This window comes from Dokdonella sp. (assembly GCF_019634845.1).
In the GTDB taxonomy this organism is placed as follows: Bacteria; Pseudomonadota; Gammaproteobacteria; order Xanthomonadales; family Rhodanobacteraceae; genus Dokdonella_A.
Genome location: NZ_JAHCAQ010000006.1, coordinates 62,857 through 80,029, shown reverse-complemented (window position 1 = coordinate 80,029; position 17,173 = coordinate 62,857). Strand labels below are relative to the sequence as shown.

The 17,173-nt window shown below is 69.1% G+C and carries 19 protein-coding genes; 8 read left to right on the top strand and 11 right to left on the bottom strand.

All coding sequences use genetic code 11. The features are described from left to right. Positions 1 to 297 precede the first annotated feature (297 nt). Together KF903_RS05975 and KF903_RS05970 are read left to right on the top strand one after the other, a co-directional pair. Positions 298 to 1,653 carry a tail fiber domain-containing protein gene (locus KF903_RS05975; RefSeq protein ID WP_291212381.1) on the top strand — a complete coding sequence of 452 codons (1,356 nt, stop codon included), beginning with the start codon at positions 298 to 300 and terminating at the stop codon, positions 1,651 to 1,653. Between the two features lie 5 nt (positions 1,654 to 1,658). Continuing rightward, the gene (locus tag KF903_RS05970; protein WP_291212378.1) at positions 1,659 to 1,964 is read left to right on the top strand and encodes a hypothetical protein; all 306 of its coding nucleotides are present in this window, start codon (positions 1,659 to 1,661) and stop codon (positions 1,962 to 1,964) included. Positions 1,965 to 2,055: 91 nt separating this feature from the next. On the opposite strand, the gene KF903_RS05965 is transcribed toward KF903_RS05970, so the two are convergent. The 8 genes from KF903_RS05965 to KF903_RS05930 form a co-directional block, all read right to left on the bottom strand. Beyond that, positions 2,056 to 3,483: a bifunctional serine/threonine-protein kinase/universal stress protein gene (locus KF903_RS05965; protein ID WP_291212376.1), complete on the bottom strand. Its 1,428-nt coding sequence runs from the start codon at positions 3,481 to 3,483 to the stop codon at positions 2,056 to 2,058. A 2-nt stretch (positions 3,484 to 3,485) separates the two neighbouring features. Next, complete coding sequence (locus KF903_RS05960) at positions 3,486 to 4,229, bottom strand: metallophosphoesterase family protein (RefSeq protein WP_291212373.1); 744 nt, start codon at positions 4,227 to 4,229, stop codon at positions 3,486 to 3,488. A gap of 114 nt (positions 4,230 to 4,343) precedes the next feature. After that, positions 4,344 to 5,258: an acyltransferase gene (locus tag KF903_RS05955; protein WP_291212369.1), complete on the bottom strand. Its 915-nt coding sequence runs from the start codon at positions 5,256 to 5,258 to the stop codon at positions 4,344 to 4,346. 69 nt (positions 5,259 to 5,327) lie between these two features. Then, positions 5,328 to 5,948, bottom strand: a complete 621-nt coding sequence (locus KF903_RS05950) for an FmdE family protein (protein ID WP_291212366.1) — start codon at positions 5,946 to 5,948, stop codon at positions 5,328 to 5,330. A gap of 2 nt (positions 5,949 to 5,950) precedes the next feature. Then, positions 5,951 to 6,217, bottom strand: coding sequence for a DUF2249 domain-containing protein (locus KF903_RS05945; protein WP_291212364.1), 267 nt, complete (start codon positions 6,215 to 6,217; stop codon positions 5,951 to 5,953). 242 nt (positions 6,218 to 6,459) lie between these two features. Further along, positions 6,460 to 6,693 (bottom strand): hexameric tyrosine-coordinated heme protein, encoded by a 234-nt coding sequence (locus tag KF903_RS05940; protein WP_291212361.1) that lies wholly within the window; start codon positions 6,691 to 6,693, stop codon positions 6,460 to 6,462. Positions 6,694 to 6,788: 95 nt separating this feature from the next. Next, entirely contained in the window at positions 6,789 to 7,505 is a 717-nt protein-coding gene (deoD, locus tag KF903_RS05935) for a purine-nucleoside phosphorylase (protein WP_291212358.1), read from the bottom strand. Between the two features lie 4 nt (positions 7,506 to 7,509). Beyond that, entirely contained in the window at positions 7,510 to 8,715 is a 1,206-nt protein-coding gene (locus KF903_RS05930) for a phosphopentomutase (RefSeq protein WP_291212355.1), read from the bottom strand. A gap of 266 nt (positions 8,716 to 8,981) precedes the next feature. Between KF903_RS05930 and KF903_RS05925 the strand changes: the two genes are divergently transcribed. The 3 genes from KF903_RS05925 to KF903_RS05915 are packed head-to-tail and all read left to right on the top strand — an operon-like array spanning position 8,982 to position 10,792. Further along, positions 8,982 to 9,548, top strand: coding sequence for a hypothetical protein (locus tag KF903_RS05925; protein ID WP_291212352.1), 567 nt, complete (start codon positions 8,982 to 8,984; stop codon positions 9,546 to 9,548). A 20-nt stretch (positions 9,549 to 9,568) separates the two neighbouring features. Then, entirely contained in the window at positions 9,569 to 9,910 is a 342-nt protein-coding gene (locus tag KF903_RS05920; protein ID WP_291212349.1) for a cupredoxin domain-containing protein, read from the top strand. Positions 9,911 to 9,913: 3 nt separating this feature from the next. Continuing rightward, positions 9,914 to 10,792, top strand: coding sequence for an FTR1 family protein (locus KF903_RS05915; protein WP_291212346.1), 879 nt, complete (start codon positions 9,914 to 9,916; stop codon positions 10,790 to 10,792). Here KF903_RS05915 and KF903_RS05910 read toward each other — a convergent pair. Continuing rightward, positions 10,761 to 11,534, bottom strand: coding sequence for a biotin/lipoate A/B protein ligase family protein (locus tag KF903_RS05910; RefSeq protein WP_291212343.1), 774 nt, complete (start codon positions 11,532 to 11,534; stop codon positions 10,761 to 10,763). The two genes, KF903_RS05915 and KF903_RS05910, sit on opposite strands and share 32 nt — an antisense overlap. After that, positions 11,531 to 11,827: a biotin--protein ligase gene (locus KF903_RS05905; RefSeq protein ID WP_291212340.1), complete on the bottom strand. Its 297-nt coding sequence runs from the start codon at positions 11,825 to 11,827 to the stop codon at positions 11,531 to 11,533. Before KF903_RS05905 ends, KF903_RS05910 begins: the two co-directional genes overlap by 4 nt. 188 nt (positions 11,828 to 12,015) lie before the next feature. Here KF903_RS05905 and KF903_RS05900 point away from each other — a divergent pair, with 188 nt between their 5' ends. The 3 genes from KF903_RS05900 to KF903_RS05890 all read left to right on the top strand — a co-directional run bounded on the left by KF903_RS05900 (position 12,016) and on the right by KF903_RS05890 (position 16,673). Next, positions 12,016 to 13,221, top strand: a complete 1,206-nt coding sequence (locus KF903_RS05900; RefSeq protein WP_291212337.1) for a hypothetical protein — start codon at positions 12,016 to 12,018, stop codon at positions 13,219 to 13,221. 281 nt (positions 13,222 to 13,502) lie between these two features. Beyond that, the gene (locus tag KF903_RS05895) at positions 13,503 to 15,191 is read left to right on the top strand and encodes a GspE/PulE family protein (protein ID WP_291212334.1); all 1,689 of its coding nucleotides are present in this window, start codon (positions 13,503 to 13,505) and stop codon (positions 15,189 to 15,191) included. A 108-nt stretch (positions 15,192 to 15,299) separates the two neighbouring features. Beyond that, positions 15,300 to 16,673 (top strand): tryptophanase, encoded by a 1,374-nt coding sequence (locus KF903_RS05890; RefSeq protein WP_291212331.1) that lies wholly within the window; start codon positions 15,300 to 15,302, stop codon positions 16,671 to 16,673. 13 nt (positions 16,674 to 16,686) lie between these two features. On the opposite strand, the gene KF903_RS05885 is transcribed toward KF903_RS05890, so the two are convergent. Then, a complete protein-coding gene (locus KF903_RS05885) occupies positions 16,687 to 17,154 on the bottom strand; it encodes an Lrp/AsnC family transcriptional regulator (protein WP_291212328.1) in 468 nt (155 codons plus the stop codon). Between the last annotated feature and the right edge of the window lie 19 nt (positions 17,155 to 17,173).

Here is a 17,173-nt window from a genome sequence, read left to right as displayed (position 1 = left end):
CCCCCGTGCACAGCCTCGCATCGGCACCTGGCGCGGTCTTGCCGATTTCCTGCGCCCGCATCGCGGAATTTGCGCAAGTCGGTCGCCGCGGCGCTTGCCTTGCGGATCGCCGCCCGCCTCTGCCGCCCGCCGGCCGGCGCGTTGCCGCCAGCGGCCAAGCGCGCGGCCGGACCGACCGTGCCGCGTGCGGCCGCCGGTCCCTTCGGCCTGCGCGCGCCATGTCCCCAAGCGCCGCCAAATTGCGTGAAAATGACTCTGCGGGCAGAAGCCCGCAATCACGCGGGGAGTACCCAGACCATGAAAGCAAGCACCACGGCCATCGTTCTAGCCCTTGCCATCGCAACGGCTGCAGGCGCCGATGCACGCGCCGAAAGCTTCAACTACCACGGGTCGTTGAGCGCGGCCGGCGAGCCGGCCAACGGCTCCTATGACCTGCGCCTGACCCTGTATTCGGCAGCCGAGGGTGGCAACCTCGTGGCCGGCCCGATCGACGTCTACGGCGTGACGGTCAAGGACGGCAGCTTCAGCGTTCCCGTCGATTTCGGCGCGAGCCTCGCCACCGCCGCGCAGACCTGGCTGGCCGTCGCGGTCAAATCGGGCAACGCCGGCTGGGAAGCGCTCGACGGCCGCAGTGCGGTGGCGCCGATGGGCAGCGCCTGTCCAGGCGCATGGACGCTCGATGGCAATGCCGGCATCCCGTCGGGCAGCTATCTGGGCGTCGCCGACACGGAGGAATTCTGGATCAAACGCAACGCGTACAACGTCCTGCGCGCACGCGGCAACGGCAGCGTGGAACTGGCCCCCTGGCTCAACGCTGCGGCGCCTGGCCTGCGCGCCGTGAGTCTCGCCTTATCCAATGGCGCGGCCGGCGACTACTCGATCGCTGGCGGCTTCAACAGCAAGGCCAACTATAACGGTTCCATCGTCTGGGGTGATTACACCTCCACGGGTACCTATCAAGATACCGCCACGGACCAGTTCATCATCGGTGCCAAGGGTGGCGTCGGCATCAATACCGCCACCAACAACAGCGGCGGCGCACTCAACAAGACCGTGACGATCGCGCCAGTCGCTGGATCCAGCGCAGTCAACCTGAGCCTCAAGTACGCGAGCGACAAGAGCTGGGATCTCGGCAACTTCATCGAGGCCTTCACCATCAGCAAGGCCGCCACGAGCGGAGGCGGCATCGCGATGTTCGTCAGCGCCAACGCCCAGGCCGTCGGATTCAATGGTGTGATTCCAACCGCCGCCAAGCCGTTCGTCGTCGGCAACAATTCGAGCAACGGCAATGGCGCCTACCTGACCCCCGGCGGCACCTGGACCAATGCGTCGAGCCGCTTCTTCAAGCAGGGCTTCAGCGATGTCGACACCACACAGGTGCTGGCAAGGCTCGTGGCGATGCCGCTGCAAACCTGGTCCTACCTTGGCGGCGAAAGCGAAGGTCGCCACATGGGTCCGGTCGCCGAGGACTTCGCGGGCGCATTCGGCCTGGGCAACGATGCCCAGCACATCTCGACCGTGGATGCCAACGGTGTCGCGCTCGCGGCAATCCAGGGCCTCAATCAAAAGCTCGAAGCCGAGAATGCCGAGTTGCGGCAGCGCCTGGATGCACTGGCAGCGAAGGTCGAGGCACTGTCGAATCGAGCGGAGTGAGCGCCATGAACCGTCCATTCCCATCTGACCCGCGCCTGCGCATGGCGCTCGCCGGCGTTACGCTGGCGACTGCGCTGGCGGTGCTGCCGGCGCAGGCCGGCCGCATCGACCTGCGCGCGAGCCTCGCACCGAGTGCGGCGACCCAGCACGGCAGTGGCTACGCGCTGCAGGCGCGCCTCGAACCGGTGCATGCCGAACGCCTCGTCCAACTCGGCACGACGCACGCGCTGACGGCCTCGCTCAGCGTGTCGCCCATGGTCTGCTACGGCGACACGATCTTCCGCGACGGCTTCAACGACTTCTGGCCGTAAGGGTGTCGGGCGGCTGCGGATCACGCGATCCGCAGCCGCCGCAGGTGTGGTAGTGGCGCCGCCACGAGGCGATGCGCTGCGCTGCGCGAGCTCAGGCCTGGTCGCTCGCCGCGTCGATGCCACGCGCGCGCACCACGGTGGTGGTGCAGCCGGCCTCGGCCACCACACGAGCCGAGACGCTGCCAAGCAGACGGCGCACGCCGGTGACGCCGCGCGCCCCCATGATGAGGTGGTCGATCGCATTGCTGCGTGCGTATTCGATCAGCGCATCGGCAATGTCGGGCGATTCGAGCACATGGAACGTGATGCGATTGCCGGGCAGGTCGAGCGTGCGTGCCCAGTCGCGCAGGCCGACCAGACGCTTGACGTGGCGATTGCGCCCTTCCGCATCGATATTGCTGTCGAGTCCGACCCGCGCAGTGCGCAGCACCGTCACGCAGGCCAGCCGGGCGCCGGGCGCGGTCGCGACGAGGCGCTGCACGGTGTCGCGCAGCGCGACGTCGAGCTCGGGGTCGGGCTGCTTGAGGTCGAGCGCGGCCATGATCAGCGGTGCCCGCGCGGCACTGGCGGCACCGGCACCGAGACGGTCGGCCTCCATGCCGAGCGACCGCCACCAGCGCCGCGTACGCTCGAGGCGGCCCGCGCGCTGCGTCCGCTGCGCGCGCTCGGTCAGGCTGATCTGCTCGGGATGCTGCAAATCGAAGGCCAGTTGCGCCGCATTGGGATGGCGCTGCTCGGGATCGACCTCCAGACAGCGCAGGATCGTCTCCTGCAACCAGCGTGGAATCGCCGGCACGAGGCTGCGCGGGGGCAGCGGGTCCTGGTAGAGCCGTCGCCGCAAGCCGCGTTCACTGCCCGGAAAGCCGAATGGACGCTGCGCCGTGGCGAGGTGGTACAGCGTCACGCCGAGCGCGAACAGGTCGCTGCGCGGGTCACTGCGCAGGCCGAGCACCTGCTCGGGCGCGATGTATGGCGCCGTGCCCATCGGAATGTGGAACTGTTCGGCGAGCAGGTCCGGCAACTGCGCATGGCGTGACAAGCCGAAGTCGATGAGCACGATGCGTTGCTGGCCGGCGCCGCTCCGATGCAGCAGCAGGTTGCTCGGCTTGATGTCCAGATGCACGACCTGCTGGCGATGCAGGTCGTCGAGCGCAATCGCGGCCAGCGCGCCCAGTCGCGCCACCTGCGCGGGCGCGAGCGGCGCGTCGTCGAGCAGCGGCCGCAGGGTGTGGCCGCTGACCTGCTCCATCACCAGCCACGGTTGGTCATCCTCGTCACCGGTGGCGATGAAACGCGGCACATGCGGCCCACTGAGCACCGGCAGCAGCATGCGCTCGACCTCGAAGCCGACCACCTGGCTCACGCTCTCGCCATAGGCGATGCGCGGCAGCTTCATCAGCAGTGGCTGGGCGTGGGCGGGATGGCTCACGCGCCACAGCGTCGCCATGCCGCCTTCGTGCAGCGCCTCGATCAGCGTGAAGCCGCCCAGCACCATGCCCGCTTCGAGCCGCACCGGCATCGCTATCTCCCGCTGAGCAGCCGCTGCGCCAGAACCGCGGGCAAACCTGCCGCGATGACCTTTTGCGCGGCGCGCTCGTGGTCATAGGGCACGCGCAGGAAGCCGAGCTGACGCCGTTGGGTGTCGAGCCAGGCGCAGGCGGCCGCCGGATTGCCATCGCGCGGCTGGCCACAACTGCCGACGATGGCGAGCCAGCGTCGGCTCGGCAGCAGCGGCAAGGTGGCGCCGGGCACCGGCTGGAAATGGATCGCCTGCGCAGTGGCGCCGGTGTAGTAGACGGCCTGGTCGTGCACATGGCCGAGCAGCGTCAGCCACTGCGGGGTGGCCTTGAGGCTCTGCCCGGCCGCCAGCGGGTTGTACACATAGGCCCAGCGTCCCGGCGCGAACGCGTTGGCATGCGCGTACAGGCGATCCTCCTCCACCACCTGCAGCGGCAGCTCGCGCAGGAACCTGCGCTGGTCGGCGTCGAGCGCATCACGCGTCCACTGCAGCGCGACGCGCGCCTGCTCGTTCATCGCCGGCTCGAGATCGCCGTCGACGGCAGCGTCATGGTTGCCCTGCACCGCCACCGCGCCACCGGCGACATGCTCGCGCACGCAGTCGACCACCCAGCCCGGGTCGGCGCCGTAGCCGACGAGGTCGCCGAGAAACGCGAACTGCGTGCACCCGGCGTCGGCCAGTGCCAGCAGACAGGCCTCGGTGGCCTCGCGATTGGCATGCAGGTCGGCCAACAGTCCGATGCGCATCGTTCCGCTCCATCCACTCGTGCGTCGCTGCACGCCCGAGCGCACGCGCGACCATGGCGAGACTGTTGGACAGGCGGCAGGGGCCGCGCCATACGACCAAGGTCGACGCGCGCTTCACGCAGTCGGCGCGTGGTCCGCAACCTGCGGCGGCACCGCCAACATGCGCGCGATCGCGGCGTCCTTGTCGCTCCACGCCTCGTTGATCCAGTGCTGGAACCTGACCCGGAACGCGCGGTCGTTCTGATAGTCGCCCTGCACCAGCTCGGGTGGAATGGGTCGCTGCAACACGTCCACGCACACCTCGCCGATGCGGTTGCCGAGCAAGTCAGCGAGGCTCGGCGCACCGCCGGGATAGGCGATCGTCACGTCGAGGATCGAATGCAGGCCCTGCCCCATGGCGCCGAGCACGAAGGCGACGCCGCCGGACTTCGGCTTGAGCAGGTGACGGTACGGCGAACTCTGCGCCGCATGCTTGGCCGGCGTGAAGCGCGTCCCCTCGACGAAGTTCATGATCGCGACCGGGATCGCGCTGAACTTGTCGCAGGCGCGGCGCGTGGCCTCGATGTCGCGGCGCGCCAGGGCCGGATTGCGGGCGATCTGGCGCGCCGTGTAACGACCCATGAACGGGAAGTCGAGCGCCCACCACGCCAGCCCGAGCAGCGGCACCCAGAACAGTTGCCGCTTGAGGAAGAAGCGCAGCAGCGGAATGCGGCGGTTGAACACCTTCTGCAAGACGAGAATGTCGACCCAGCTCTGGTGGTTGGCGAACACGAGATAGTGGCCGTCGCGCTGCAGGCATGCCTGCTCCTGCACGCGCAGCCGCGTGTTCGTGCAGTGGTCGAACAGGAAATTGTTGACGCCGACCCAGCTCTCGGCGAGACCGGTCAGCAGCGGGTTGCAGGCCCGGCGCCAGGCCGCCACCGGCAGCAGCGCCTTCAACAGCGTCACCGCGAGCAGCGGCACGATGTGCACGATCGTGCTCGGCACGATGACCAGCAGCAGCAACAGCGCGATGCGCAGGACATGCATGGGCGGTGGGATCCGCGGGCAACAGGTGGGCCGATTGTCGCGGAAAACCGCCCGCGATGGCCATTGCGCCTACGGCGGGCCGAGACGTTCGACGATGATGACCGAGCGGTCGTCGGCGTGCTCGAGCAACAGGCGGCGCACGCGCTCCTGCCACACCGCGCCGAACGCATGCCGATCGGCGGCGCTGGCGTCATCCGCCATCGCGCGCACCATCAGCGCGCGCATCTGCGGCGCCGGCGCGAGGCCCGACACGTCGAGCCAGACCTCGACCGCGTGGCCGTCGTCGACACGGGTGAAGCGCGCAATGCCGCGCACCTCGTGCTGCGCGTAGCGCAACAGGCCCTGGCGTGCAAAACGCCCGCCGATGCCATGGAAGCCGTTGCCGGCCGCGGCACCGGTGACGAGCGTGAACACCTGTGCGATGACGCCCGTGGTGCCGTCGCCTTCACCATCGCGCATGTCGACGCGGATGGCACCGCGCTCGGCCGCCTGCTCGGCATACAGCGCGCGCAGCGCGGCACGCGCCATCAGGAATGCGCCGGCCACGGTCGGGCACGAATGCCCTGCCAGCCGCACCGCGTCGGCGTAGCCGTACTCCATCATGCCGTCGTCGGCAGCACCGAGGAACTGCGCCAGTGCATCGTGGACGCGGATGCGCGGCGCCTCGGCGAAGAAATCCTGCAGCGCCATGCCTATTCGTCCGGCAGGCCGTCGATGCCGAAGTCGATGACCACGCCCTCGGCGTCGCGCTGACGATAGGTCACGCTGAGGTATTCGCCGAAGCGCTGGTTGAGCTGGCCCAGCAGCGGGATCGGGTCGTGATCGTTGATGAAGCGCATCGTCTCGCCGTTGCGCAGCGCGCCGAGCGCGCCAAAGATCGCCGAATGGCGGAAGCGGCGCGCGATGCCGCGCGCGTCGAAGACGTGGACGTTGGGTTCGGGATCGAGCTGCAGCGACATGGAAATGACTCCGATTTGCAACAAACCCGAGTCATGCTACGCCGCCATGTCGCTCCCGCCCTGACCCACGTCAAGCGGCCACGCGGCGGCTGCGGCGGCGACAGCCTCATCGCGCGCCCGCACCCCGGCGCCGGTCGCCACCCGCGGTGGAAACTGGCGCTCCACCGCCGCCGTGGGCAGCGCCTGATCGAACCTTGCGCAGGCGCGAACACGCGGCCGCGACGCCGGCGCCTGCGAGGCTGTCAGGCTCCGCGCCAATAGTTGTTGGCCGCGGCGATGGTCTGGAAGTTGATCGCGACCACCTGCGACGAGGCGATCAGCGCGTTGGCGTCCTCGGCGTATTGCGGGCGCAGGCGATCGCGGGCCTCGGCCGAAGGCTGGGTGTACTTGACGCCCATGCGTGAAAGTTTGATGGCCAGTTCGAAGCCATCCTGCGGTGTTGCGGTCTTGAGGCTGGTCAACCAGGTATCGGCCATGGCGGCATCCTTCGGTCTGCGGAAAACCGATCCTCGCGCATGTGCCCAACGCCTGCAAACCACGCAGGCCGCGCCGGCGCGGCGCGGCGACCGCTTCAGCGTGGGTCCGCTGCGGCCACGCAAGCCAAAGCGATGCCGGCGATGCGTGCCAGACCCTGCTCGCGCTCGGCCGCCGGCATGTGGACGTCGTTCTGCAGATGGTCGCTGACGGCGAGGATGGCCAAGGCCTGGAACCGCTCACGCAGGGCCAGGCCATACAGCCCGGCCGCCTCCATCTCGATGCCACTGATGTGGTGGCGTTGCAGATGCGCCAGCAATTGCGGATCGCCATCGTAGAAGCTGTCGGTACTGAACACGTGCGCCACGCGCGCCGGCACCTGCTGCGCCGCGGCGGCATCGACCGCGGCGCGCAGCAGCGCGAAGTCGGCGCAGGGCGCCAGATCGTGACCACCGAACTGCAGGCGGTTGAAGCGCGAGTCGGTGCTGGCCGACTGCGCCAGCAGCACGTCGCCGAGCGCGACGTCGCCGAGTCCGCCACAGGTGCCGACCCGGATGATGCGGCGCACGCCGTACACGCGCACGAGCTCGGTGACGTAGATCGCCGTTGACGGGATGCCCATGCCACCGCCCATGATCGTGACGGCCCGCCCCTGCCAGTGGCCGGTGTAGCCGAGCATGTTGCGGCGCGTGTTGATCTCGCGCGGCGCGTCGAGGAAGCGATGGGCGAGGAAGCGCGCGCGCAGCGGATCGCCCGGCAACAGCACATCGGCGGCGATGTCGCCTACGGCGGCATCGATGTGGGGTGTCGTCATCGCATCAGTCCTCGAGGAAGGAAACGCCGGCCGCGAGCGGCGGCAGGCGCAGGTGGCTGGCCAGGCCCTGGCCCAGATCGGCAAAGCTGCCGCGACGACCAAGCGCACGCGGCGCCAGGTCGGGCCCCCACGCCAGCAGCGGGACGCACTCGCGCGTGTGGTCGCTGCCGGGCCAGGTCGGATCGCAGCCATGATCGGCGCTGAGCACGACGATGTCGCCTGCGCGCATCGCGGCCATCAATTCAGGCAGGCGCGCATCGAAGGCCTCGAGCGCGGCCGCATAGCCGGGCACGTCGCGGCGGTGGCCGTAGACGCTGTCGAAGTCGACGAAGTTGGTCGCCACCAGCGCGCCGGACTCGGCGCGTGCGAGCGCCTGCAGCGTGGCGTCGAACAGCGCGTCGTGCCCGCTCGCGAGCAGGCTGTGGCTGACCCCGCGCGCGGCGAAGATGTCGCTGATCTTGCCGACCGCAAACACCTCGCCACCGGCGGCGCAGACCGCATCGAGCAGGGTCTGCCCCGGCGGTGCCAGTGCATAGTCGTGGCGGTTGCCGGTGCGCGTGAACCCGGTCTCCGGCTCGCCGATGAACGGCCGCGCGATCACGCGCCCGATGTTCCACGGTGCCAGCAGTTCGCGCGCGAGATGGCAGACCTCGTACAGCCGCTCGAGCCCGAAGTGTTGCTCGTGCGCGGCGACCTGGAACACCGAGTCGGCCGAGGTGTAGACGATCGGCTTGCCGCTGGCGATGTGCTCGGCACCCAGGCGCGCGATGATCTCGGTGCCCGAGGCATGGCAGTTGCCGAGCACGCCGGGCAGGCGCGCCTGCTCGATGAGGGCGGCGAGCAGCTCGGGCGGAAAGCTCTGCTCGGGTGCCGCGAACAGGCCGAACGGCTGCTGCAGCACCACGCCGGCGCTTTCCCAATGCCCCGAAGGCGTGTCCTTGCCGCAGGCACGTTCGATCATGCAGCCCCATTGCCCCTGCGCTGCGGGCAGCGGTGCCAGACCGGCCGCGACCTGGCCACTGGCGAGCGCATGCGCGTGCGGCAGGCCGAGCCGGGTCAGGTTGGGCAACCGCAGCGGCCCACGCGCGGCGGCGGCGCAGGCGGCGGCGATGTGGCCGAAGGTGTCGGCGCCGGCATCGCCATAGCTGGCGGCATCGGGCGCGCCGCCGATGCCGAGTGAATCAAGAACGAGCCAGATCGCGCGTGCCATCGCGACTCAAGCCACCGGGCGCCAGGTGGAGGCGACAACTGCTGGGTTCATCGGTGGGTCCCGTCGGTGAGGCTGCAACCGAGCTTGTATTGGAACGCGGACGCCGGCGCAAGCGGCCATGGCGGCGCGCCGGCGTCGGCGCAACGACCTGCCACGTGTTCACTGGCTCGCGCGCAGGTGAACGCATGGTGGCTGGGCGCCTTGCATCGCGCAGGCATTGGGTGGATGATCGCGGATGCGAATTGTTCTCATTTGGAGCCGAGCGCATGGGACTGTCACTGCGCGGCATGCTGCTTGCAAGCTGCGGCTGGCTGGCCGGCATGGCATGGGCGTTGACTGCCGCCGAGCCGCCCGCGACCGCGACCGATGCGGCCGGGTTGGCGGCGCTCAAGGCGCGCGTGGCCGAACTGGAGGGCAAGCTGCAGGCGCCCGAGCTCGGCCAGCAGATGCTCGAACTGCAGATCCGCCACGATCGACTGTGGTGGGCTGGCCATGCACGCAACTGGAACCTCGCCTACTACATGGTCGGCGAACTCGGCGAGGCCCTGCGCGCGATCGAAGCCAGCAATGGCGAGGCGCCCGAATTGCAACCCGACCAGCTGTCCGCGGTGATGCCGGCGATGATGAACGGCGCACTCGGCCAACTGCAGCAGGCACTCGAGAAGAAGGACGAAGCCGCGTTCGGCAAGGCCTATGACGCGCTGTCGGCGGCCTGCACGGCCTGCCACCAGCGCGCCGGGATCGACTTCCTGCACATCCAGCGGCCGCGTACGCCGCTGCTCGACAACCTGCGTTACGCGCCCGCCCCGGTGACGCGCACGCCGCAACCGTGAGCCAACCCATGTCACGCCCCATGTCATCCCTGCGGCGACGCCTCGCGCCGGTTTTGCTCATGCTCGCGGCCGGCAGCGCACCGGTGCTGGCCGCCGACCTGCCCGAGTTCCAGCTCGCCATCGAGCACCACCGCTGGCAGCCCGAGGAGCTCAGGGTGCCGGCCGGCGTCAAGTTCAAGCTCGTCGTCACCAACCGCGACGGCACGCCCGAGGAATTCGAGAGCGTCGACCTCAAGCGCGAGAAGATCGTCATGCCGGGCGGCCAGATCAGCGTCTACATCGGCCCGCTCGAAGCCGGCAGCTACCGCTTCTTCGGCGATTTTCACCAGGACACGGCGCAAGGTCGCCTGATTGCGGAGTAGGCCATGTGGGGCATCGCACTGCTGGTGTTTCGCGAGGTGCTCGAGGCCGCGCTCATCGTCACCATCGTCGCCGCCGCCACGCGCGGCGTGCAGGCCCGCGGCTGGTTCATCGGCGGCGGCATCGTGCTCGGCGTGGTCGGCGCGTTGCTGGTGGCGACGTTCGCTGGCGGCATCGCCGACATGGCCAGCGGCATGGGCCAGGAGGTCTTCAACGCCGGCGTGTTGCTCGCCGCCGTGCTCATGATCGGCTGGCACGTGGTGTGGATGTCGGGCCACGCGCGCGAGCTGGCGCAACACATGAAACAGGTCGGCAGCGCGGTGCGCACCGGCGCCAGTTCGCTGACGATGCTGCTGGCGGTGGTGGCGCTGGCCGTGCTGCGCGAGGGTTCCGAGATCGTGCTGTTCCTGTACGGCATGCTGGCAGGCGGCGCCGACGGCCTCTACGCGGGTTTGGCGATCGGCATCAGCAGCGGCGCGGCGCTCGGCTTCGCGCTCTACTTCGGCCTGTTGCGTATCCCGGTGCGGCATTTCTTCACCGCCACCAACTGGATGCTCGTGTTGCTCGCCGCCGGCCTTGCCGCCAATGCGGCGCGCTATCTGGCGCAGGCCGACCTGCTGCCGGGCTGGCAGGCGCAGGTATGGGACAGTTCGTGGCTGTTGACCGACACTTCCCTGCCCGGCCGCATCCTGCACATCCTGATCGGCTATGACGCGCGACCGTCGGGCATGATGCTCGCGTTCTATCTCGCCACGGCGGGCCTGCTCGTGCTCGGCATGTGGTACAGCAAACGCCATCTCGCCGGCGGCCATGCCGGTGCCGCGCCGCAGCCCGCGCGCGGCGCGGCCGCGTTCACGGCACCAGTGCGGTCCACTCGCGCGTAGCGAACTTGTCCTGCAGCAGGTCCTGCGCGCGCGCCAGTTCATCGGCGCGCAGCTGATCCTCATGCAGGCCGTGCTGCGCGCGGAACGTCTCGACCATGCGTGCGATCACGGCTTCGCGCGGCAGGCCGGTCTGGCTGCGCAGCGGATCGACGCGCTTGACCGCGCTCTGGGTGGCCTTGTCCGACAGCTTCTCGCGGCCGATGCGCAGCACTTCGAGCATCTTCGTCGCATCGATGTCGTAGGCCATCGTGACGTGGTGAAGCACGGCCTTGCCGCGCCGCATCTGCGCCGCGCCGGCAATCTTGCCGCTGCGCGAGGCGATGTCGTTGAGCGGTTGGTACCAGGCCTCGATGCCGAGCGTGCGCAGTGCATCGAGCACCCACGCGTCCATGAACGCGTAGGACTGCTCGAAGCTCATGCCTTCGACCAGACTCGCCGGCGCCGACAGCGAATAGGTGATCGTGTTGCCCGGTTCGATGAACATCGCGCCGCCGCCGGTCACGCGGCGCACGACCTCGATTGCGTGGCGCTGCGCGCCGTCGGGATCGACTTCGTTGCGCAGCGACTGGAAGCGCCCGATCACCACCGCCGAGGCGGCCCACTCCCATACCCGCAGCGTCGGCGCGCGACGCCCGGCAGCGACTTCGTCGGTGATTGCCTCGTCCAGCGCCATGTGCAGCGCCGGCGAGCATGGCGCGCCGTGCAGGAGCTGCCAATCGTGATCGCGCCATTGCGTCTTCATGCCGGCCGTCCGGCGTCGATGGCGCGCCGCAGTGCGCGCGCGATGGCCTGCGCGTCGACGCCGTACATGCGCGTGTGGGCCGGCGTGGCGTGCTCGATCAACTGGGCCAGGCGACTCTCGTCGAGCTCGGCGGGCTGGCCTTCCACGGCGGCGTGGATCGCGGCGAGTGCGTCGTCGGGTTCGAGAAAGAAATCGCCGCTCACCACCACATCGACAAGACGGCCGTCGACGATCTGCAGATCGACCACCGTCAGCTTGCCGCCCGGCATCTTGTACTCACCATGCCTGTGCATGCGTCCATCCTGTGCCATCAACCGCATCATGCCATCGCCACGATACGCCATCGCCGCAGCCCGGCGCACGTGCGCCACGACGACGCGATGGCAGCGTCCGCGGCGACTGTGGCTCCACAAACTTGATGATGCCAGAAGCGGGGCACCTTGCTATAGGTTGCGCGCCGATCCCGACGCCGAGCCCACCGATGCGCCACGCCCGCATGTTGCTGCTGATTGCTCTCGCCCTGCCGCTCGTGGCACAGGCCGCCTGGGAGCCGCCGATCTTCGCCGACAGTTTCGAAGGCCCGATCTTCGCCGATTGCGATCCCGCGTCCGTCCAGGCAGCGCTCAACGCCGTGCCCGACGGCGGTACCGTGCGCATCCGTGCCGGCACCTGCAACTGGGGCAACGCACGGCTGACCTGGGGCGGCGGCTCGGCTCCCAACCGCAAGACGCGCGTGACCGTGCGCGGCGCCGGCACGGCCACCGACGGCAGCGGCACCGTGATCAAGCGCAACGTGACGATGACCAACTGGTACGACTACATGATCGAGTTCAAGTGCGGGGTCGGTGCCATGGTCGAGCTGGCCGACTTGCGCGTGGTCGGCAACGGCGTCGAAGAAGATCTCGATGCGGGCATCGGCCTCACCGAGCGCTGCCGCGACTTCCGCGTCCACGACATGGTGTTCGAGAAGTTCTCCAACGCCGGCCTCACCGTGCGCGGGCCGCAGCAGCGCGGCGTGATCCACGACAACTCGTTCCTGTCGAACTTCAAGTGCGTGCCGGGCTGCTGGGGCTATGGCGTGGCGGTGTACGGCGACGACAGCGACGCCTGGCCGCCGCTGCAACTGGGCACGGCCGAGGCCGTTTTCGTCGAGGACAACTATTTCTACGACAACCGCCACGGCATTGCCGCCAACAGCGGTTCGGTGTACGTGGCCCGCCACAACCTGTTCGTCAGCACCGCGCGCACCCGCGACTACGGCCAGATCGATGCCCACGGGCCCAGTCGCGACAACAACGGCGTGCGCCATCCCGGCTCGCGCAGCTGGGAAATCTACGACAACGAGATCCACGGCGACGGCGCGTCCGGCAACCGCTACGGCGACGGCATCGCGCTGCGCGGCGGCGACGGCGTGATCTACAACAACAAGGTCAAGGACTACGTGCCCTATGCGGCCAGTCTCGACGACGACGATTGCAGCGGCAGCCGGCCCCAGCCCTACCAGACCACGGCGGCCTACATCTGGTCCGACCACTGGAGCGAGGATTGGCGGGCGATCCCGGGCTACAACCCGGACAAGGTGTGGATCGCCTGTCCGACCCTGCTCGAACAGGGCAGCGATTGGCACCTCGACCAGCAGCCGCCGGGATACCAGGCCTTTCCCTACCCGCATCCGCTGCGCCACTGACCGGCGCCGGCTCAAAACCTACGCCGCAAGCCACGCCGTCGCTGGCGGTGGCTGCGGCGGCAGTAACCAGCGGCGACGCGCTGGCGTCCGCTGCCAACCGTCGCTGTCACGTCTGGCGCAGCGCCGGTGCATTTCGAACAGATGGTGTCAGTTCGCGGCGGATCAGGCCATGGCAACGCCGGCAACTGCCTCGCCCGGTGCTGGCAGGCTAATTGCATCCTTGCCGGGCAGCCCCCCTTCTGGCCAATGCCTGCCGCATGGCCGCCCATGGATCGATGACGATGGACGAGCGCGTCGCGCCCACCGCCCAGCCGCCCCTGCTGATCACCGACAATGCCGCGCTCGAGCGCTATCTCGACGATGTGCAGCGCCGCACGCTCGGCACCGGGCCCGGTGCCCGCTGCGTCGAGCTCGAGCACTGGCTCGCCAGCGGCGACGATGCGGCCGAGGGCAACTATCGCACCGCGCAGCAACTGGGCCTGCCGCTGGTGCGCCTGCCCGAGGTCACCGCCGACCCGGAAACCACGACACTGCTCACGCCGGAACTGGTGCGACGCTTGCGCATCGTCCCGCTGCGCTCGCGCAATGGCCTGCTCGTGGCGGCGATGGAAGATCCCGCCAACGGCGCGGCATTGAACGCGCTTGAATTCGTCACGACCGACCGCGTGCTGCCGCTGGTCGCCACCGCGCGCGGCATCCGCGAGACGATCGCCCGCTATTACGATCAGGTCGAGGACAGCGAGACGATCCGACTGCTCGGCCTCGACCCCAGTCTCACGCTGGAAACCAGCGAGGCCGAGGCGCAGCGCCTGGCCCGTGAACAACCCGTGGTGCGCATCGTCCACGGCCTCATCGCCGACGCGGTGGCGCGCCGCGCCTCGGACATCCACCTGCGCCCGGGCGAGCATGGCACCGACGTGCTGTTTCGCATCGACGACGAGCTGGTGCCGGTGCGCACGTTGCTGCGCGCGCTGCATCCGGCGATCGTGAGCCGCGTCAAGGTGATCGGCGGCATGAACCTGGCCGACCATCGCCGGCCGCAGGACGGGCGCACCAGCTTCACCGTGCGCGACGGCACCAAGGTCGACCTGCGCATCTCGGTGCTGCCTGCAATCTTCGGCGAGAGCATCGTGATCCGCCTGCTCGATGCGCGGGAAAGCCTGTGGACGCTCGACCAGCTTGGCTTCAGCGAGCACGACCGCCGGCGCATCGACGACGTGATGAGCCGCAGCCACGGCATGTTCCTCGCCACCGGCCCGACCGGTTGCGGCAAGTCCACCACGCTGTACGCGATGCTGACGGCGCTGCGTCAGCAGCGCATCAACATCCTCACCATCGAGGATCCGGTCGAGTTCTTCATCGCCGACATCCAGCAGATGCAGGTCAACCGCGCGGCCGGCTTCACCTTCGCCAGCGCGATGCGCAACTTCTTGCGCCACGATCCCGACGTCATCATGGTCGGCGAGATCCGTGATCGCGAAACGGCCGGCATCGCGGTCGAAAGCGCGCTCACCGGGCACCTGCTGCTGAGCACGCTGCACACCAACACCGCGGCGACCACGGTGACGCGCCTGCTCGACCTCGGCGTCGAACCGTACCTGCTGCGCGCGAGTCTGCTCGCGGTGCTGTCGCAGCGGCTCGTGCGCAAGACCTGCCTGCATTGCCGCGAGGTCGAGCAGGTCAGTCCGCACGTCCGCGAAGCGCTCGGCGTGGCACCGGACGAGGTGTTCCACAGCGGCCGCGGCTGCAGCCACTGCGAGGGTCTGGGTGTGCGCGGCCGCAAGGCCGTCTACGAATTGCTGGTGATGAGCGAGCGCCTGCGCACGCTGGTCGTACCCGGCGCCGAAGCCGACGCGATCCACCGCGTGGCGATCGAGGAAGGCATGGTGCCGATCACCGCCGCCGCCGTCGCGCTGGCGCGCAGCGGCGAGATTTCGCTCACCGAGGCCTGGCGCGTGCGCGCCGACTGACCGGCAACCACGCGCGCGCCGCCGAGCCCTCATCGCCAGCGGCCGCCGTGCCACGGGCTGCGTGCTAGAGTCGCAAGGTTTGCAGCCGGCTGTGCATGGGAGATCACCGTGGCCTTTCGCACCATCATCGAACCGTTCCGCATCCAGTCGGTGGCGCCGTTGCGCATGACCACGCCCGAGCAGCGCCGCAGCGCAATCGAGGCCGCCGGCTACAACCTGTTCGGGCTGCACTCCGACGACGTGATGATCGACCTGCTGACCGACTCGGGCACCGGTGCGATGAGCCGTGACCAGTGGGCGGCGATCCAGCACGGCGACGAGTCCTACGCGGGCAGTCCTTCGTTCGAGATCTTCCGCGACGCGGTGCAGGGCCTGTTCCCGTTCAAGCACGTGATCCCGACCCACCAGGGCCGCGCCGCGGAGAAGATCATCTTCACCGTGCTCGGCGGCAAGGGCCGCACGATTCCGAGCAACACCCACTTCGACACCACACGCGCGAACATCGAGTACACCGGCGCCGAGGCGGTCGATCTCGTGATCGCCGAAGGGCGCGACCCGGCCAACCTGCATCCGTTCAAGGGCAACATGGACGTCGCTGCCCTCGATGCCTTCCTCGACCGCAATGCAGGCCGCGTGCCGGTGGTGTTCGTCACGATCACCAACAACTCGGGCGGCGGCCAGCCGGTCAGCCTGGCCAATCTGCGCGCAACCCATGCGGTGTGCCGCAAACATGGCGTGCCGCTGTTCCTCGACGCCTGTCGCTTCGCCGAGAACGCCTGGTTCATCCGCGAACGCGAACCCGGTCAGCACGATCGCGCCGTCGCCGACATCGTGCGCGACATGGCCGCGCTCGCCGACGGCATGACGATGAGCGCCAAGAAGGACCCGATGGGCAACATCGGCGGCTGGCTCGCGCTCAACGACGATGCGCTGGCCGAACAGTGCCGCAACCTGCTGATCCTGACCGAAGGCTTTCCGACCTACGGCGGCCTCGCCGGCCGCGACCTCGAGGCGCTCGCGCAGGGCCTCAAGGAAGTCGTCGACCACGATTACCTGCGCTACCGCATCCGCTCGACCGCGTATCTGGGCGAGGCGCTGGCCAGGTCGGGCATCCCGGTGGTGCAGCCGATCGGCGGCCACGCCGTCTATCTCGATGCGCGTGCCCTGCTGCCGCAGATCGCGCCGTTGCAGTACCCCGGTCAGGCGCTGGCGGTGGCGCTGTACGAAGTCGGCGGCGTGCGCGGCTGCGAGATCGGCACCGTCATGTTCGGCCGCCATCCCGACGGCAGCGAGCAGCCGGCCGCGCTCGACCTCGTGCGGCTGGCCATCCCGCGCCGCACCTACACCCAGAGCCACATCGACTACGTGATCGAGGTCTGCCAGGAAGTCGCCGCCGCGGCCGGCACCCTGCGTGGCTACCGCATCGTGGCCGAGCCGCGGCAGCTGCGCCACTTCACCGCCCGCTTCGCACCGCTGGCCTGACGCGGCGCGCCGCTCACGCCGGCGCCGGTGTCGCCGGCAGTTCGACGTTGCGCCGGAACTCGAAGATCAGGCGCGTCTCGATGTGGGCAACCTCGTCGCGCTCGGTGAAGGCCGCCAGCGTGAAGCTGCGCAGGTGTTCGCTGTCGCGCACGCCGACATGGACCAGAAAGTCGTCGGCGCCCGCCACGTGGTAGCAGGCCAGCACCTCGGCCAGGCCGAGCAGATGCTGGTGGAAGCCGTCGACCAGCGCGCGCGAGTGGCGCGCGAGGCGCACCGACACCATCGCCTGCAGGCCGACGCCAATCGCCTGCGGCGCGATCTCGGCGTGGTAGCCGAGCAGCACGCGCGCCTCGCGCATGCGGCGGATGCGTTCGAGCGCGGTCGACGGCGCGATGCCGACTTTCGCCGCCAGGTCCTTGTTGGGCAGCCGAGCATTCTTCCGCAGCAGTCGCAGCAACTCGTAGTCGATTCGGTCCAGCATCGGCAAACCCGCTCATTGC